Origin of the sequence: Streptomyces nitrosporeus (assembly GCF_008704555.1) — a bacterium.
GTDB lineage: Bacteria > Actinomycetota > Actinomycetes > Streptomycetales > Streptomycetaceae > Streptomyces > Streptomyces nitrosporeus.
The window spans coordinates 6,511,938-6,528,334 of record NZ_CP023702.1 but is presented as its reverse complement, the minus strand read 5'-3'; the positions used below and the strand labels follow the sequence as shown (position 1 = coordinate 6,528,334).

15 protein-coding genes are annotated in these 16,397 nt (G+C 71.7%); 1 reads left to right on the top strand and 14 read right to left on the bottom strand.

Annotation, left to right across the window (positions count from 1 at the left end; all coding sequences use genetic code 11):
* Positions 1-61: 61 nt before the first annotated feature.
* From aroQ to rpsD, 10 genes are all read right to left on the bottom strand, one after another.
* Positions 62-505 carry a type II 3-dehydroquinate dehydratase gene (gene aroQ, locus CP967_RS28915; RefSeq protein WP_150490787.1) on the bottom strand — a complete coding sequence of 148 codons (444 nt, stop codon included), beginning with the start codon at positions 503-505 and terminating at the stop codon, positions 62-64.
* Positions 502-2,148, bottom strand: a complete 1,647-nt coding sequence (gene aroB / locus CP967_RS28910; RefSeq protein ID WP_150490786.1) for a 3-dehydroquinate synthase — start codon at positions 2,146-2,148, stop codon at positions 502-504. The genes aroQ and aroB overlap by 4 nt, the downstream gene beginning before the upstream one ends.
* Entirely contained in the window at positions 2,145-3,329 is a 1,185-nt protein-coding gene (gene aroC, locus CP967_RS28905; protein WP_150490785.1) for a chorismate synthase, read from the bottom strand. The genes aroB and aroC overlap by 4 nt, the downstream gene beginning before the upstream one ends.
* Before the next feature lie 133 nt (positions 3,330-3,462).
* Positions 3,463-4,293 (bottom strand): shikimate dehydrogenase, encoded by an 831-nt coding sequence (locus CP967_RS28900; RefSeq protein WP_150490784.1) that lies wholly within the window; start codon positions 4,291-4,293, stop codon positions 3,463-3,465.
* Complete coding sequence (mltG, locus tag CP967_RS28895; protein ID WP_150490783.1) at positions 4,280-6,082, bottom strand: endolytic transglycosylase MltG; 1,803 nt, start codon at positions 6,080-6,082, stop codon at positions 4,280-4,282. Before mltG ends, CP967_RS28900 begins: the two co-directional genes overlap by 14 nt.
* Positions 6,083-6,181: 99 nt before the next feature.
* Positions 6,182-6,646: a Holliday junction resolvase RuvX gene (gene ruvX / locus CP967_RS28885; RefSeq protein ID WP_190175109.1), complete on the bottom strand. Its 465-nt coding sequence runs from the start codon at positions 6,644-6,646 to the stop codon at positions 6,182-6,184.
* A 17-nt stretch (positions 6,647-6,663) separates the two neighbouring features.
* The gene (gene alaS / locus CP967_RS28880) at positions 6,664-9,333 is read right to left on the bottom strand and encodes an alanine--tRNA ligase (protein ID WP_150490780.1); all 2,670 of its coding nucleotides are present in this window, start codon (positions 9,331-9,333) and stop codon (positions 6,664-6,666) included.
* Positions 9,333-9,698 (bottom strand): hypothetical protein, encoded by a 366-nt coding sequence (locus tag CP967_RS28875; RefSeq protein WP_150490779.1) that lies wholly within the window; start codon positions 9,696-9,698, stop codon positions 9,333-9,335. The genes alaS and CP967_RS28875 overlap by 1 nt, the downstream gene beginning before the upstream one ends.
* Positions 9,699-9,705: 7 nt before the next feature.
* Positions 9,706-10,146, bottom strand: a complete 441-nt coding sequence (locus CP967_RS28870; protein WP_150492100.1) for a DUF948 domain-containing protein — start codon at positions 10,144-10,146, stop codon at positions 9,706-9,708.
* Between the two features lie 277 nt (positions 10,147-10,423).
* On the bottom strand, positions 10,424-11,038 hold the full coding sequence (rpsD, locus tag CP967_RS28865) for a 30S ribosomal protein S4 (protein WP_150490778.1): 615 nt from the start codon (positions 11,036-11,038) through the stop codon (positions 10,424-10,426).
* 188 nt (positions 11,039-11,226) lie between these two features.
* Here rpsD and CP967_RS28860 point away from each other — a divergent pair, with 188 nt between their 5' ends.
* Positions 11,227-11,922: a DUF2470 domain-containing protein gene (locus CP967_RS28860; RefSeq protein WP_150492099.1), complete on the top strand. Its 696-nt coding sequence runs from the start codon at positions 11,227-11,229 to the stop codon at positions 11,920-11,922.
* 10 nt (positions 11,923-11,932) lie between these two features.
* Here the strand turns inward: CP967_RS28860 and CP967_RS28855 are convergent, their stop codons facing one another.
* The 4 genes from CP967_RS28855 to CP967_RS28840 all read right to left on the bottom strand — a co-directional run bounded on the left by CP967_RS28855 (position 11,933) and on the right by CP967_RS28840 (position 16,365).
* The gene (locus CP967_RS28855; protein ID WP_150490777.1) at positions 11,933-13,306 is read right to left on the bottom strand and encodes a replication-associated recombination protein A; all 1,374 of its coding nucleotides are present in this window, start codon (positions 13,304-13,306) and stop codon (positions 11,933-11,935) included.
* Positions 13,307-13,391: 85 nt separating this feature from the next.
* A complete protein-coding gene (locus CP967_RS28850; protein ID WP_150490776.1) occupies positions 13,392-14,036 on the bottom strand; it encodes a vitamin K epoxide reductase family protein in 645 nt (214 codons plus the stop codon).
* A 365-nt stretch (positions 14,037-14,401) separates the two neighbouring features.
* On the bottom strand, positions 14,402-15,664 hold the full coding sequence (gene hisS, locus CP967_RS28845) for a histidine--tRNA ligase (protein WP_150490775.1): 1,263 nt from the start codon (positions 15,662-15,664) through the stop codon (positions 14,402-14,404).
* 14 nt (positions 15,665-15,678) lie between these two features.
* Positions 15,679-16,365, bottom strand: a complete 687-nt coding sequence (locus tag CP967_RS28840) for an MBL fold metallo-hydrolase (protein ID WP_150490774.1) — start codon at positions 16,363-16,365, stop codon at positions 15,679-15,681.
* Between the last annotated feature and the right edge of the window lie 32 nt (positions 16,366-16,397).

Below are 16,397 nucleotides of genomic sequence, written 5' to 3'. Positions count from 1 at the left end.
CCCGGCCGTCATGGGGTGAACGGCCGGGGACGGCGTGAAGTGCCCGGATGGCCGGTCCCTGTCAGCCCGTCAGTTCGTCGGCCAGGGCCCGCAGTGCGAGCCGGTAGGAGCCGATGCCGAACCCTGCCACCGTGCCGGTGGCCACCGGGGCGACCACGGAGGTGTGGCGGAACTCCTCGCGCGCGTACGGGTTGGAGATGTGCACCTCGATCAGGGGGGCGGTGCGCTGGGCCGCCGCGTCCCTCATCCCGTACGAGTAGTGCGTGAAGGCGCCCGGGTTGAGAACGACCGGAATCGTTCCGTCGGCGGCCTCGTGGAGCCAGCGGATCAGTTCGCCCTCGTCGTTGGTCTCGCGGACCTCGACCTCGAAGCCGAGTTCCCTGCCGAGGGCCTGGCAGGTGTCCACCAGACCGGCGTAGGACGTGGCCCCGTACACGTCGGGCTCGCGGGAGCCGAGACGTCCGAGGTTCGGGCCGTTGAGCACGAGGACCCTGCGGGTGCTCACGCGGAGACCTCCCCGTAGGCAGCGAGCAGCACCGCCGGGTCGGGGCCCTCCAGCACGGCGGGCTTGCCGAGGCCGTCCAGCACGATGAAGCGCAGCAGGTCGCCGCGGGACTTCTTGTCGACCTTCATGTTCTCCAGGAGCCTGGGCCACTGGTCGCCGCGGTAGGTGAGCGGCAGGCCGACGGACTCCAGGACTGCGCGGTGCCGGTCGGCGGTGGCGTCGTCGAGGCGCCCGGCGAGGCGGCCCAGTTCGGCGGCGAAGACCATGCCGACCGAGACGGCGGCGCCGTGGCGCCACTTGTAGCGCTCGTTCTTCTCGATGGCGTGGCCCAGCGTGTGCCCGTAGTTGAGGATCTCCCGCAGGCCGGACTCCTTGAGGTCGCTGGAGACGACTTCGGCCTTGACCCGGATGGAGCGCTCGATCAGTTCCGCGGTGTGCGGGCCCGCGGGCGTACGGGCGGCTCCGGGGTCCTCCTCGATGAGGCCGAGGATCACCGGGTCGGCGATGAAACCGGCCTTGATGATCTCGGCGAGGCCCGAGACGTAGTCGTGGACGGGCAGCGAGTCCAGTGCGGCGAGGTCGCAGAGCACCCCGGCCGGCGGGTGGAAGGCGCCCACGAGGTTCTTGCCCTCGGCGGTGTTGATGCCGGTCTTCCCGCCGACCGCCGCGTCGACCATGCCGAGCACGGTCGTCGGTACGGCGATCCAGCGCACCCCGCGCAGCCAGGTGGCGGCGACGAAGCCGGCGACGTCGGTGGTGGCGCCGCCGCCGACGCCGACGATGACGTCGGTGCGGGTGAAGCCGGTCTGGCCGAGCGCCTTCCAGCAGTAGGCGGCGACCTCGGCGGTCTTGGCCTCCTCCGCGTTGGGCAGCTGGACCGCGATGGCCTCGTAGCCCTGGGCGGCGAGGTCCGCGCGGACCGCCTCACCGGTCTCGGCGAGCGCCTCGGGGTGCAGGACGGCGACCCGCTTGGCGCGGTCGCCGATGAGACCGGGCAGCTCGCCGAGGAGCTGCCGGCCGACGAGCACCTCGTACGGGTCGGTGCCCGCCGTGCCGGCGATCTCGATGCGCGTGGTGGCCTGCTGGGTCATGGCTGTGTTCTCCCGGCCGGACGTCACGGGCCCGCCCGTGGCCTCCGGCAGTTCCAGTGCGTCGAGGACCGCCTGGGCGACCTCTTCGGGGGTGCGTTCATCGGTGGCGACGGTCGCCCGGGCGACCTCTTCGTAGAGGTGGCGCCGGGCGTCCATCAGTTCGCGCCACTGCCGTCGCGGGTTGACGGCGAGGAGCGGACGGGCGGCGTTCAGGCCGACCCGGCGGACGGCCTCGTCCACGTCCATGGAGAGGTAGACGACCGGCCGGCCGGCGAGCAGGGCGCGGGTGCCTTCGTCGAGGACCGCTCCCCCGCCGAGCGCGAGGACCCCGGTGTGCCCGGCGACGGCCGCCTCGACGGCCTGCCGTTCCAGGGCCCGGAAGTGCTCCTCGCCCTCGTCGAAGAAGATCTCCGCGATCTCCTTGCCCGCCGTGGCGACGACGTCCGCGTCGGTGTCCCGGTAGACGGCTCCCAGCCGCTCGGCCAGCAGCTCGCCCACCGTGGACTTGCCGGCCCCCATGGGGCCGACCAGGACGATCAGCGGGCCGCTCACCGGATCTGCAGGTGCGCGAGGTAGGACTGCACGTTGCGGTGGGTCTCGGCGACGCTGTCGCCGCCGAACTTCTCCGCGACGGCGTCGGCGAGCACCAGGGCGACCATGGCCTCGGCGACGATCCCGGCGGCCGGGACGGCGCAGACGTCGGAGCGCTGGTGGTGGGCCTTGGCCGCCTCGCCGGTGACGACGTCGACGGTCGCGAGCGCGCGGGGCACGGTGGCGATGGGCTTCATCGCGGCGCGGACCCGCAGCAGTTCGCCGGTGGAGAGCCCGCCTTCCGTCCCTCCGGCACGGCCGGAGGTGCGCTTGATGCCGTTCTCGGTGGCCACGATCTCGTCGTGGGCCTTCGAACCGGGCACCCGGGCCAGGTCGAAGCCGTCGCCGACCTCGACGCCCTTGATGGCCTGGATCCCCATCAGCGCGGCGGCGAGCCGGGCGTCCAGCCTGCGGTCCCAGTGCACGTGCGAGCCGAGGCCGACCGGGACGCCGTAGGCGAGGACCTCGACCACACCGCCGAGGGTGTCGCCGTCCTTGTGGGCCTGGTCGATCTCCGCGACCATCGCCTTCGACGCGTCGGCGTCCAGGCAGCGGACCGGGTCGGCGTCGAGCCGCTCCACGTCACAGGGCTCGGGGTGGACACCGTAGGGCGCCTTGGCCGCGGCCAGTTCGACGACGTGGGAGACGATCTCGATACCGGCGGTCTCCTTGAGGTAGGAGCGGGCGACGGCGCCGAGCGCGACCCTCGCCGCGGTCTCCCGGGCGCTGGCGCGTTCCAGGACCGGGCGGGCCTCGTCGAAGCCGTACTTCTGCATGCCCGCGAGGTCCGCGTGCCCGGGGCGGGGGCGGGTCAGCGGGGCGTTGCGGGCCTGCTCGGCCAGCACGCCGGCCTCGACCGGGTCGGCCGACATGACCTGCTCCCACTTCGGCCACTCGGTGTTGCCCACCATGACGGCGACGGGCGAGCCCATGGTGAGACCGTGCCGGACACCGCCGAGGAAGGTGACCTCGTCCTTCTCGAACTTCATCCGGGCGCCGCGCCCGTAACCGAGCCGCCGCCGGGCGAGCGCGTCGGCCACCATCTCCGTGGTGACGGGGACACCGGCGGGAAGGCCCTCCAGCGTCGCCACCAGTGCGGGGCCGTGGGACTCTCCGGCGGTCAGCCAGCGCAACCTGCTCAACGGTGCTCCTCATGCTCGCGCCTGTCACTGCGACGGCGCGACCGGGTGCGCGGCCCTGGCCCGCCGCCTCCGATCCTCCCACGATCAGGAGCGCCGCCCTGCCGCCGGTCCAGCAGACGGACGGTGCCGCGCCCTACCGGGCGGCGAGTGCGGCCTCACCCGCGGCGCGCATGGCGGCGAGGGGGGCCTCCCGGCCGGTCATCTGCTCCACCTGGAGCACGGCCTGGTGCACCAGGAGGTCCAGGCCGCCCACCACCGGTCCGCCCGCTGCCGCCCAGCGGGCGGCGAGCGCCGTCGGCCAGGGCTCGTACAGCACGTCGAAGAGGGTGCCGGGGGCGTCGGGTACGGCGTCCGCCAGGAAGTCGGCCGCCCCCGCGGGGGTGGTCGCGATCACCAGGGGGGCGTCCAGGGCCTGTGCCGCGTCGGACCAGTCGGCGATCCGGACGTCGGCGCCCAGGCGCTCGCCCCAGCCGCGCATCTCGTCCGCCCGCGCCGCGCTGCGGACGTAGGCGGTGACCGGGCCGGCGCAGATCCGGGTGAGGGCCGCCAGCGCGGAGGAGGCCGTGGCGCCGGCGCCGAGGATCGCGGCGGACTCGGTCTTGTCGACCCCGCGTTCGTAGAGTGCGGCGACCATGCCGAGGATGTCGGTGTTGTCGCCGAGACGGCGCCCGTCCTCGGCGAACACCACGGTGTTGACCGCCTCGACCGAGGCGGCGGCCTCGGTGATCTCGTCCAGCAGCGGGATCACCGCCCGCTTGAGCGGCATGGTGAGGGACAGCCCGGCCCAGGAGGGGTCCAGGCCCTCGACGAAGCCGGGGAGCGCCGCCTCGTCCACCTCGAAGCGGTCGTACGACCAGGTGTCCAGGCCGAGTTCGGCGTAGGCCGCCCGGTGCAGGGCCGGGGAGAGGGAATGGGCGATCGGCGAGCCGAGGACGGCGGCGCGGCGCCTCTCAGTCGAGGCCATGGATTTCCTTGAACTTCTGGTTGAGCTTCTCGTGCTCAGCGGCCGTCTTCGTGAAATCGGTCTTCTTCCCGTCGAGCGAGATGAAGAACATCCAGCCGTCGCTCGTCGGATTGAGCGTGGCCTTCAGGGCGTCCGCCCCGGGATTGCTGATCGGCCCCGGGGTCAGGCCCGTGTGGTAATAGGTGTTGTACGGGTCGTCGTTACTGCGGATCTCTTTGGTGGTGATCTTGATTTCGCTCTGCTTCATCAGGTAATTGAAGGCGGAGTCGAATTCGAGTTTCCGGTTGGTGACCGTGTTGTCGGGCTCCAGCCGGTTGTAGACGACCTCCGCCATCTTGCGGAAGTCGTCATGCGTGAGCCCTTCGGCCTGGACCAGGCTGGCGACCGTGATCACCTGCCAGGGGCTGTCGAGGCCGTGCTCCTCGGCCGCCGCTTCGAGGTCGAACTTCTTGTACTCCGCGGTGGCCCGCTGGACCATCTTCTTCAGTACGTCCTCGGGCTTCGTCCCCTTGGAGACGGCATACGTGGCCGGATAGAGGAAGCCTTCCAGCGGATCCTTTATGACCGGATCCTCTTCCGCCCAGTCGGGCAGCCCGAGACTGTCCATGTTGGCCTTGGCGGCCTCCTCGGTCGCTCCCTCCGCGAGGCCCAGCTTCTTGTCGATCTCGCCGTAGATCTTGGCGTTCCGCCAGCCGGGGGCGACCATCAGGCCGTTCTGGCTCTTCGGGTCCAGCATCATCTCGAGGGCGCTCTTGGCGGACATCTCCTTCTTCAGGAGGTATGCCCCGGCCTGGATGAACTGCCCCTTGGGGTTCTTGCCCTGCGCCGAGGTGAAGGCTCCGACCGATTTCACGACTCCGGCCGTCTTCAGGATGTTGGCGATCTCGTTGCCCAGCGCACCGTCGGGGATCACGACCTCGACCGACCCGGTGCCGTCCCCCGCGTAGTCGGGGGCCTCACCGAACTTGCTCTGGTAGTAGGAGTAACCGAGGTACGCCACCCCGCCGAGGCCGCCGACGAGGACCAGGGAGACGACCAGGCAGGCGCAGCCGTTGCGGTTCTTCTTCTTGCCTTTGCCGCCTTTGCCCCGGCCCCGCCGGGAGTCGCGGGGCCCGTCGTCGTGGTCGTCCTCGTCACCGGGGGCGTCACGGTCGTCACGGTCGTCCCCGCGGGTCCGGGAGCGGGTGTCGCGGTCCTCGCCCGGGGCGTCCTCGCCCGTGAAGAAGGGGTGCGTCTCCTCCTGCGGCACCTCCGGGTCCCAGTCCTGGTGCTGCTGCCGGGGCGCCGGCTCCTGGGCCTGGTTCCGGTGGTTGGGAGGCTCGGGCGGGGGGTAGGCATCGGGCGTGCCGTAGTGGTCGGCCTGTTCTCCGTAGGCGCCCTGGCCGTGGCCGTAGACGGGCTGCGGGTCGTAGGGGGACTGCGGGTCGTAGGCGGGCTGCGGGGCGTAGGGGGCGCCGGGCTGCCCGCCCGTGTCCCAGCCGCCGTCGCCGTACTGCGGCTGCTGCGGGTGCTGGGCGTACGGATCGTGTGCGGCGGCGTACGGGTCCTGCTGGTGCTGCTGCGCGTAGGGGTCCTGCTGCCCGTACGCATCCTGCTGGTGCTGCTGGGCGTACGGCTCCTGCGGGTAGCCCTGCTGGGCGTAGGGGTCCTGCGGGTAGGGCTGCTGCGCTTGGTACGGGTCCTGGCCCCGGCCGTGGGCGGCCTGAGGGCCTTCCCATCCCTGGTCCCCGTACAACGGGTCCTCGGGACGCCACGGTTCGGAGCCGGAGCCCCGGCCATACTCAGTCATCGGTCCCCTAGAGCCGCGAGACGAGGATCCGCCTCTTCGCTTGCTGTGCGGTGTCTGTTCGAACACCGGCGCATCGCGCGGAACGTTACCGTATCGCGATCAGACAGCCACTTCGACGCCTTCGCCCGGCGCAGTGCCTGACGCCCGTTCGGACTCCAGAGCGTTCTGGAGGATCACCACAGCGGCAGCCTGGTCGATGACAGAACGGCCCTTCTTGGACTTCACGCCCGAAGCGCGCAGCCCCTGAGCGGCCGTCACTGTGGTCATCCTCTCGTCCAGGAGGCGCACCGGGACGGGTGCGATGCCCCTGGCCAGCACCTGGGCGAAGGCACGCACCTTGGCCGCCGCCGGGCCCTCACCGCCGCCCAGGGAACGGGGCAGCCCGACGACGACCTCGATCGGCTCGTACTCCGCGACGACGGCGGCGAGCCGCCGGTGGGCGGCCGGGACGTCGCGTCCCGGCACGGTCTCCACCGGCGTCGCGAGGATCCCGTCGGGGTCGCACGAGGCGACCCCGATCCGGGCGTCGCCGACGTCGATCGCCAGGCGGCGGCCACGGCGCATCCGCGGCGTCTCCTGGGTCATGCCGTCTCGGTGACGAGGCGTTCGACGGCGGCCACGGCGTCGCCGACGGCGTCCGGGTTCTGGCCGCCGCCCTGGGCGACGTCCGGCTTGCCGCCGCCTCCGCCGCCGAGGGTCTTGGCGGCGGTACGCACCAGGTCACCGGCCTTGAGACCGCGTTCGCGGGCGGCCTCGTTGGTGGCGATGACGGTCAGCGGACGGCCGTCCGCCACGGCGAACAGGGCCACGACGGCCGGCCGGCCGCCCTGGATGCGTCCGCGTACGTCGAGGACCAGCTTGCGCAGGTCGTCGGCGGTGGTGCCGTCCGGGACCTGCCCGGTGACCAGGGCGACGCCCCGGACGTCCCTGGCGGACTCGACCAGTCCGGCGGCGGCGGCCAGGACCTTCTCCGCGCGGAACTTCTCGATCTCCTTCTCGGCGTCCTTCAGCTTGCCGAGCATGCCGGAGATCTTCTCGGGGAGCTCCTCGGAGCGGCCCTTGAGCAGTTCCTGGAGCTGGGCGACGACCGTGTGCTCCTTGGCGAGGAAGTTGTACGCGTCGACACCCACCAGGGCCTCGATGCGGCGGACGCCGGAGCCGATGGAGGACTCGCCGAGCAGTTTCACCAGGCCGAGCTGGGAGGTGTTGTGGACGTGCGTGCCGCCGCACAGCTCCTTGGAGAAGTCGCCGATGGTGACGACCCGGACCCGCTCGCCGTACTTCTCGCCGAACTCGGCGATGGCGCCCTGCTTCTTGGCGTCGTCGATCGACATGACCTCGGCCTGGACGTCGAGTTCCCGGGAGAGGACCTCGTTGATCTTCTGCTCGACGTCGGTGAGGACCGTGCCGGGTACGGCGGCGGGCGAGCCGAAGTCGAAGCGGAAGCGGCCGGGGGAGTTCTCCGAGCCGGCCTGGGCGGCGGTCGGGCCGAGCGCGTCGCGCAGTGCCTGGTGCGTGAGGTGGGTGGCGCTGTGGGCGCGGGCGATGGCCCGGCGGCGGGTGATGTCGATGGCGGCGTAGGCGGAGGCCCCGACGGTCACCTCGCCGACCTGCACCGAACCCTTGTGCACCGAGACGCCCGGGACGGGCTGCTGGACGTCGCGGACCTCGATGACGGCTCCGCTGTCGAGGCGGATACGCCCCTGGTCGGCGAGCTGGCCGCCGCCCTCGGCGTAGAACGGGGTGCGGTCCAGGACGACTTCGACCTCGTCGCCCTCGGTGGCGGCCGGCGAGGGCACACCGTCGACGAGCAGGCCGACGACGGTCGACTCGCCCTGGGTGGCGGTGTAGCCGGTGAACTCGGTGACGCCGGAGTTGTCGGCGACCTCACGGTAGGCGGACAGGTCGGCGTGGCCGGTCTTCTTGGCCCTGGCGTCGGCCTTGGCCCGCTCCCGCTGCTCCTTCATCAGGCGGCGGAAGCCCTCCTCGTCCACCGAGAGGCCCTGTTCGGCGGCCATCTCCAGGGTGAGGTCGATCGGGAAGCCCCAGGTGTCGTGGAGCAGGAACGCCTTGTCGCCGGCGAGCACCTTGCCGCCGGCGGCCTTGGTCTCGGTGACGGCGGTGTCGAGGATGTTGGTGCCGCCCTTGAGGGCCTTGAGGAAGGCGGCCTCCTCGGCGAGGGCGACGGTCTCGACGCGCTTGCGGTCGGTGACCAGCTCCGGGTACTGCTGCCCCATCGTGTCGATCACCACGCCGACGAGGTCCTTGACGACCTGGCCGGTGGCGCCCAGCAGCCGCATGTTGCGGATGGCACGGCGCATGATGCGGCGCAGCACGTAGCCGCGGCCCTCGTTGCCGGGGGTGACGCCGTCGCCGATGAGCATGACGGAGGTGCGGATGTGGTCGGCGACCACGCGCAGCGAGACGTCCGAGCCGTGCTCGGCGCCGTAGCGGACGCCGGTGAGCTCGGTGGCCTTGTCCATGACGACGCGCAGGGTGTCGGTCTCGTACATGTTCTGTACGCCCTGCAGGATCATGGCGAGGCGTTCGAGGCCGAGACCCGTGTCGATGTTCTTCGAGGGGAGGTCGCCGAGGATCGGGAAGTCCTCCTTGCCCTCGCCGGCGCCGCGCTCGTACTGCATGAAGACCAGGTTCCAGATCTCCACGTAACGCTCGTCGTTGACGGCGGGGCCGCCCTCCTCGCCGAACTCCGGGCCGCGGTCGTAGTTGATCTCCGAGCAGGGGCCGCAGGGGCCGGGGACGCCCATGGACCAGAAGTTGTCCTTCTTGCCCAGGCGCTGGATGCGCTCGGCCGGGACGCCGATCTTCTCGCGCCAGATCTGCTCGGCCTCGTCGTCGTCCAGGTAGACCGTGATCCAGAGGCGCTCGGGGTCGAGGCCGAAGCCGCCCTCCGCCACGGAGTTGGTGAGGGCCTCCCAGGCGAGCTTGATGGCGCCTTCCTTGAAGTAGTCCCCGAAGGAGAAGTTGCCGCACATCTGGAAGAAGGTGCCGTGCCGGGTGGTCTTGCCGACCTCTTCGATGTCCGGCGTACGCACGCACTTCTGCACGCTGGTGACGCGCGGGGCGGGCGGCTTGACCTCGCCGAGGAAGTACGGCTTGAAGGGGACCATGCCCGCCGGGACCAGCAGCAGAGTCGGGTCGTCCGCGATGAGCGACGCCGAAGGCACGACGGTGTGACCGCGCTCCTCGAAGAAGCTCAGCCAGCGGCGACGAATTTCAGCCGACTCCATCAGTGGTCCTCATTCCGGTTGTTCGAGTTGGAGGGAAGGGTGCGGTACGTGGTGGTGCGGTGGGGGCCGCCCGCTTCACCGAGCGGCGCGGCCGCCTCGACGGCCAGGTGGTGGCGCGGCGGGAGTCCGGCGTCCACCGGGTCGTGCAGACCCAGCGCTCCGCCCAGTTCGGCCTCCCGCCGGACCATGCCGTCGCGTACGTCGAGGGCGAAGTCCTTCAGCCGGTGCCCCGTCTCCAGCGCCTTGTCGGCGGCCTGCGCCGCGAGGCTCTCGGGGGTCAGCTGCTTGATCTTGCGGTTGACCTTGGTGGTGGCCCAGACGCCGGCGGCTGCGCCGGCGGTGAACCAGAAGGTACGGCGGAACATCGCTGGTTCAGTCCTTCTGTCCGCGGGTGGTGCGGCCGTCCCGCTTCCTGCGGGCGGACGGCAGGGTGCGGCCGACGACGACGGTGCGGCGGGGGGTGCGGCCCTCCTGCTCGGGGGCGGTCCGGCGGCCGAGCGCCTGGCGTACGCCGTAGCCGAAGGCCGCGACCTTCACCAGCGGTCCGCCGAACGTCGAGGCGACGGTGGTGGAGAGCGCGGAGGCGTTGGAGGTGACCTCCTGGACGTCGCTCGCGATCGCGTCCACCTTGTCGAGCTGGGTCTGTGCGGAACGCAGCGTCGCGGAGGCGTCGGCGAGCAGGGGTACGGCCTGCTCGGTCACGTCCGCCACCAGCGCGGTGGTCGCCTTGAGCGTCTGGGCCAGCCTCACCAGCACCACGGCGAGGAAGGACACCAGGATCGCCCAGAAGACGGCCACCAGGATCCCGGCCACCTCTCCACCGGACACAGCGCACCGCTCTCTGCTCGTCGTTCGCCCCGGGCGGGGCCTCGTCCTGCCTGCGTCGCTCCGGCCGGAGCGTGCTGCCACCACGGCCGATCGTCGTTCCTTGAGCCTATCGCGCCGGGGGTTGCGCCCCGTACCGCATTACCGGCGGGGCGGGGGCGCGTCCGTGCTCCCGGCCGGTGCGGGCCCCGGGATACGCGAAGGCCCGCCGCCACCCGGTGAGGGGGTGACGGCGGGCCCGGGCTCTCGGGTGTCTACGCCTGGATCAGCGGGCGTAGTACTCGACGACGAGCTGCTCGTCGCAGATGACCGGGATTTCCTTGCGGTTCGGGTCGCGGTCCAGGCGGAAGGCCAGGGCCTTCAGGTTCACCTGGAGGTAGCGCGGCGTCTCGCCCTCGGTGTCGTTGCCACCCTCACGGGCCACCTGGAAGGGGACCTTGGAGCGGCTGCGCTCGCGGACCTGCACGACGTCGTCGGGGCGCACGCGGAAGGACGGCTTGTCGACCTTGCCGCCGTTGACCTCGATGTGGCCGTGGACGACCATCTGGCGGGCCTGGTAGATGGTCTTGGCGATGCCGGACCGCAGGACCAGGGCGTCGAGGCGGCGCTCGAGCTCGACGACCAGCGCCTCGCCCGTCTTGCCCTCGGCCTTACGGGCGCGGTCGTAGGCGCGCGCCATCTGGCGCTCGCTGATGTCGTACTGGGCGCGCAGGCGCTGCTTCTCCAGCAGACGGACCTTGTAGTCCGAGTTCTGCTTGCGGCCACGGCCGTGCTCGCCCGGCGGGTACGGACGGGCTTCGAAGTACTTGACAGCCTTCGGCGTCAGGGCGATGCCGAGGGCACGCGACTTCTTGACCTTGGGACGCGACTGGTTAGGCACGTTCTCCAGACCTCCGTTGTAGGTTAGGTTAGGCTTACCTTACTCAAGGAGATCGCATGTCTTGCTCTGGGAACACCACTCACGTCACGGACAGCACAGACAGCGACGGCACGCACACGGGTGCCGTAACGACGGAAGGCCGATCTGATCGTGGTCAGCCGCGTCCCAGCGGGCCAGAAATCACCCGGCTGCCGTCAGCAGCCGAGCGCACACGAACTCTCGTACAGAGTACCTGCTCCGCGGTACTGCTCGTACCGGGGCCGGACGCGGCCCACCCGGGGCAGCTCATGCCCGAGAGCCGGGCCGTCGGGCCGGAGGGGGACCTCCTCCTCTGTTTCGCCACCGGTTCCCCGGTCGTCCGGGCCGCCGCCCGCGCCGGGGACGGCGAACTTCCCGCTGTGCTGGAACTCACCGACGTCGCCCCGGTCTCCGTGCCCCACCGGATCCGCGGACGGGCCCGGATCGCGGGATGGCTCACCGCCCTGCCGGGCCTGGCGGCACCCGGCCGTACGATGCTCCGGCTGGAGGTCTCCGGGGCCTCGGTCGACGACCTGTGGGGCGCGCGGGAGGTGGAGCCGGAGGACCTCCGGGACGCCGGGGCGGACCCGCTCGCCGCCCATGAGGCGGAACTGCTCCAGCATCTGCACACGGCCCACGCCGAGCAGATGGCGAGCCTGTCCGCGCTGCTCGGCGAGCGGAGCGCCGGGCGGGGGCCGCTCCCCCGCGCCGTGCCGCTCGCACTGGACCGCTTCGGGCTCCGGGTCCGCTTCGTCGAGGAGGCGGGGACCTGCTTCGACGCCCGTTTCGACTTCCCCGGGCCGGTGCGGGACGCCGCCGGGCTCCAGCGCGCGCTGTACACGCTCTTCGAGGCCGCCGCCTGCTGAACGGCCCGGATCACGCGGGTGCGGAGCCGTCCCTCCCGGTCCGGCCGAGCCGCTCCCGGACCCGGTCGGCGACGTCCGCGTACCGTGCCTCGGCGCCGTACCGCGTGGGCTCGTAGTAACGCCGGTCCCGGACGGCCTCGGGAGCGTACTCCTGGGCGGCGATGCCGCCGGGTACGTCGTGCGGGTACACATACCCCTGGGCGTGGCCCAGTTTCTCGGCGCCCTTGTAGTGGCCGTCCCGCAGATGGGCCGGGACCGGGCCCGCCAGCCCGCGGCGTACGTCCTCCCGCGCGGCGAAGATCGCCAGCGTGGCCGCGTTCGACTTGGGTGCCAGGGCCAGCGCGATCGTGGCGTGGCTGAGGGTGAGTGCCGCCTCCGGGAAACCGATCATGGCCACCGCCTGCGCCGCCGCGACCGCCGTGGGCAGCGCCGTCGGGTCGGCGAGCCCGATGTCCTCGCTGGCGGAGATCATCAGGCGCCGGGCGATGAACCGCGGGTCCTCCCCCGCCTCGATCATCCGGGCGAGGTAGTGCAGGGCGGCGTCGACGTCGGAGCCCCGGATCGACTTGATCAGCGCGCTCGCCACGTCGTAGTGCTGGTCGCCGTCCCGGTCGTACGCCACGGCGGCGCGGTCGACGGTCTCCTCCAGCGTCTCCAGCGTGATCTCCGGCTCGCGCTTGGCCAGCGCCGCCCCCGCCGCCGCCTCCAGCGCGGTCAGCACCCGCCGGGCGTCGCCCCCGGCGATCCTCAGCAGGTGCGCCTCGGCGTCCCCGGGCAGGGTGACCGCGCCGCCCAGGCCGCGCTCATCGGCCAGGGCCCGGCGCAGCAGGGCCCGCAGGTCCTCGTCGGTGAGCGGCTCCAGGGTCAGGAGCAGGGAGCGCGACAGCAGGGGGGAGTTGACCGAGAAGTGCGGGTTCTCGGTGGTGGCCGCGATCAGCGTCACCCAGCGGTTCTCCACGGCGGGCAGCAGGGAGTCCTGCTGGGCCTTGGAGAAGCGGTGGATCTCGTCGAGGAAGAGGACGGTCTCCTTGCCGAAGCCGCCGGCGGCACGGCGCGCGCCCTCGATGACCGCGCGGACCTCCTTGACGCCCGCGGTGATCGCGGAGAGTTCGACGAAGCGCTTGTCGGTGGCCTTGCTGACCACGTAGGCGAGTGTCGTCTTGCCGGTGCCGGGCGGCCCCCAGAGGAACACCGAGGAAGGACCGGCGGGGCCCCTGCCCGCCTCCCCGACCAGCCGGCGCAGCGGGGAGCCGGGCTTCAGCAGGTGCTGCTGCCCGACGACCTCGTCGAGCGTGCGCGGGCGCATCCGGACAGCGAGGGGGCTGCTGGACGGGTCCTTCTCCTGGCGTTCTTCGGCTGCTGCGGTAAAGAGGTCGGGCTCCACGTGTGAAGCCTATGCCACCCCGCCGACAGGCCCCCGGGAGGCCGGGGCCGCGGACGGCCGCGGCCCCCTTGCACCCGGTGGCCGCTCAGCTGGTCCAGAAGTCCCACCAGCGGGTCAGGATCAGCATGCCGATGATCCCGATCCACAGGACCGGCCACACCCAGTGGAACTCGGTCAGGGCGCCGCGCAGCCAGGAGGGCGCGGGCAGGATGCCGTGCTTGACGTTGTGCGTCGTGACGTAGCAGAACATCACGATCGTGGCGACCCAGGCCAGGCAGCACCAGAGGCAGAGCGAGTTGATGTTGTACAGCGACTGGTACTGGAGCCAGGTGACGAAGCCGACACCGAACAGGGTGCCGGCGTTGAGGCCGAGCCAGTACCAGCGGCGGAAGCGCGCCCCGGCCAGCAGGGCCATACCGATGCCGATGACCACCGAGTAGGTGGCGAGGCCGAGCATCGGGTTGGGGAAGCCGAAGGCGGACGCCTGCTCGCTCTTCATGATGTTGCCGCACGCGACCACCGGGTTCAGGCTGCAGCCCGGTGTGAAGGACGGGTCCTCCAGCAGCTTGAACTTGTCGATGGTGATCACCCAGGCGGCGAGCAGTCCCGCCGCTCCCGTGATCACCAGCAGCAGTGCGAGCGCACGGCTGCCGCCGTAGGTCCTCGCCCCGCCGTCTTCCGGGCCCTGATCCTGGTCGGAGGAGGGGTGGTCTACCGCTGCCATCGTCATATCGCCGTTCCATCACTGAGTAACCAGCCGGGCACGGTCATTGTGCCGCACGAGAGCTCCGGACATCTGTCCGATCGGGGTAAAGGTGTGCCCCGAAGGTCCCGGGGCCGGGCGGCCGCCGAGTGGTCCCGCGGGGGGGCGGCTCCCCGCGGGTGACCGGCGCCGTCGGGGCCGCCGCCGCCGCGCCGGCGGTCCGGTCCCGGACACGGCCAGGACCCCGGGGGAACCGGGGGCGTTCCCTACGGATCCGCCCGCCAGGATGAATGAGCAGGCCCGGAGTTGACGGTGGGGTGCGGGCAGGGGCCCGTACGCGCTGTGCCCGCCCGGTCGGGACCGGGCGGGCACAGCGGGCGGGGCGGGCGGTGTCAGGCCAGCGCGGCCCGGAGCACGGCGACGAGGTCGCCTACGGGGACCGGCCGCTGCTCCCCCGTCTCCATGTCCTTGAGCTGGACGGCGCCTTCGGCGAGGTCCCGCTCGCCGGCGACCACGGTGTAACGGGCTCCGGAGCGGTTGGCACTCTTCATCGCGCCCTTGAGGCCCCGTCCCCCGAAGGCGAAGTCGGTGGCGACACCGGCCTTGCGCAACTCGGTGACCAGACCGAAGAGCACCCGTCGGGCCTCCTCGCCGAGCGGTACCGCGTAGACACTGGTGGGGGCGGGGATGTCGAGCTCGATGCCCTCCGCCTCCAGGGCGAGCACCGTGCGGTCCACGCCGAGCGCCCAGCCGACGGAGGGCAGCGCGGGACCGCCGATCATCTCGGACAGCCCGTCGTAGCGTCCGCCGCCGCCGACCGCGGACTGCGAGCCGAGCCCGTCGTGGACGAACTCGAAGGTGGTGCGGGTGTAGTAGTCGAGGCCCCGGACCAGCTTCTCGTCGTCCTCGTAGGCCACACCGGCCGCCGTGAGCAGCGAGCGGACCTCCTCGTGGTACGCCTTGCAGGCGTCGCAGAGGTAGTCGCGCAGCATCGGGGCGCCGGTGAGCTGCTTCTGGACCTCGGGCCGCTTGTCGTCGAGCACCCGCAGCGGGTTGATCTCGATGCGGCGGCGGGTGTCCTCGTCGAGGTCGAGGTCGCGCAGGAAGCCCTGGAGCGCCTCGCGGTAGACCGGGCGGCACTCCTTGTCGCCCAGCGAGTTCAGCAGGATGCGGAACTGCGCGAGGCCGAGCGAACGGTAGGCCTGGTCGGCCAGGATGATCAGCTCGGCGTCCAGCACCGGGTCCTCGGCACCGATGGCCTCGGCGCCGACCTGCGAGAAGTGGCGGTAACGGCCCTTCTGCGGGCGCTCGTAGCGGTAGTACGAGCCGGAGTACCAGAGCTTGACCGGGAGGTTGCCGGCCTTGTGGAGGTTGGCCTCCAGCGCGGCACGCAGCACGGAGGCGGTGCCCTCGGGGCGCAGCGCGAGTTCGGAGCCGCCCTTGGTGGTGAGGGTGTACATCTCCTTGGTCACGATGTCGGTGGACTCCCCGACACCGCGGGCGAAGAGGTTCACGTCCTCGAAGCCGGGGGTCTCGATGTAGCCGTAGCCGGAGGTGCGCAGGGGCGCGGAGATGGCCTCGCGCACCGCCAGGAACTTCGCGGAGTCCGGCGGGGTCAGGTCGTACGTGCCCTTGGGGGCCTGGAAGGTGCTCACGGTTTTTTCTCTCGTCACATTCCTCGGCGGGGCGCGGCCAGTCCGTGCAGATACGGGTTGGAGGCGCGCTCGCGGCCGATGGTCGTCTGGGGGCCGTGGCCGGACAGCACCACGGTCGAGTCGTCGAGCGGCAGGCACACGCGGGCCAGCGACTCGAGCAGCTCGGCGTGGTCGCCGCCGGGCAGGTCGGTGCGTCCGACGGAGCCGGCGAAGAGCAGGTCGCCCGAGAAGAGGATCTGCGGGACGTCCGCGGCCCCGGGCGTCCTGAACGTCACCGACCCCTTGGTATGGCCGGGCGCGTGCGCGACGCCGAACTCCATGCCGGCCAGCTCCAGCACGGCTCCGTCGGCCAGCTCGTGGACGTCGTCGGGTTCGCCGACGGTCAGCTCGCCCATGAGCGGCATCCCGATGGACCGGCCCAGCGCCTTCTCCGGGTCGCTCATCATGTAGCGGTCCTCGGGGTGGATCCAGGCGGGGACGTCGTGGGCGCCGCAGACGGGGACGACCGAGGCGACGTGGTCGATGTGGCCGTGGGTGAGGACGACGGCGACGGGCTTGAGCCGATGCTTCCGGATCGCTTCCTCGACTCCGCGGGCGGCCTGGTGGCCGGGGTCGACGATCACGCACTCCTCGCCCGCGGCGGGGGCGACCAGGTAACAGTTGGTCCCCCAGGCCCCGGCGGGGAACCCGGCAATCAGCACGTTCGTCCTTAGTGTTCGTCCGACGAGGGAGG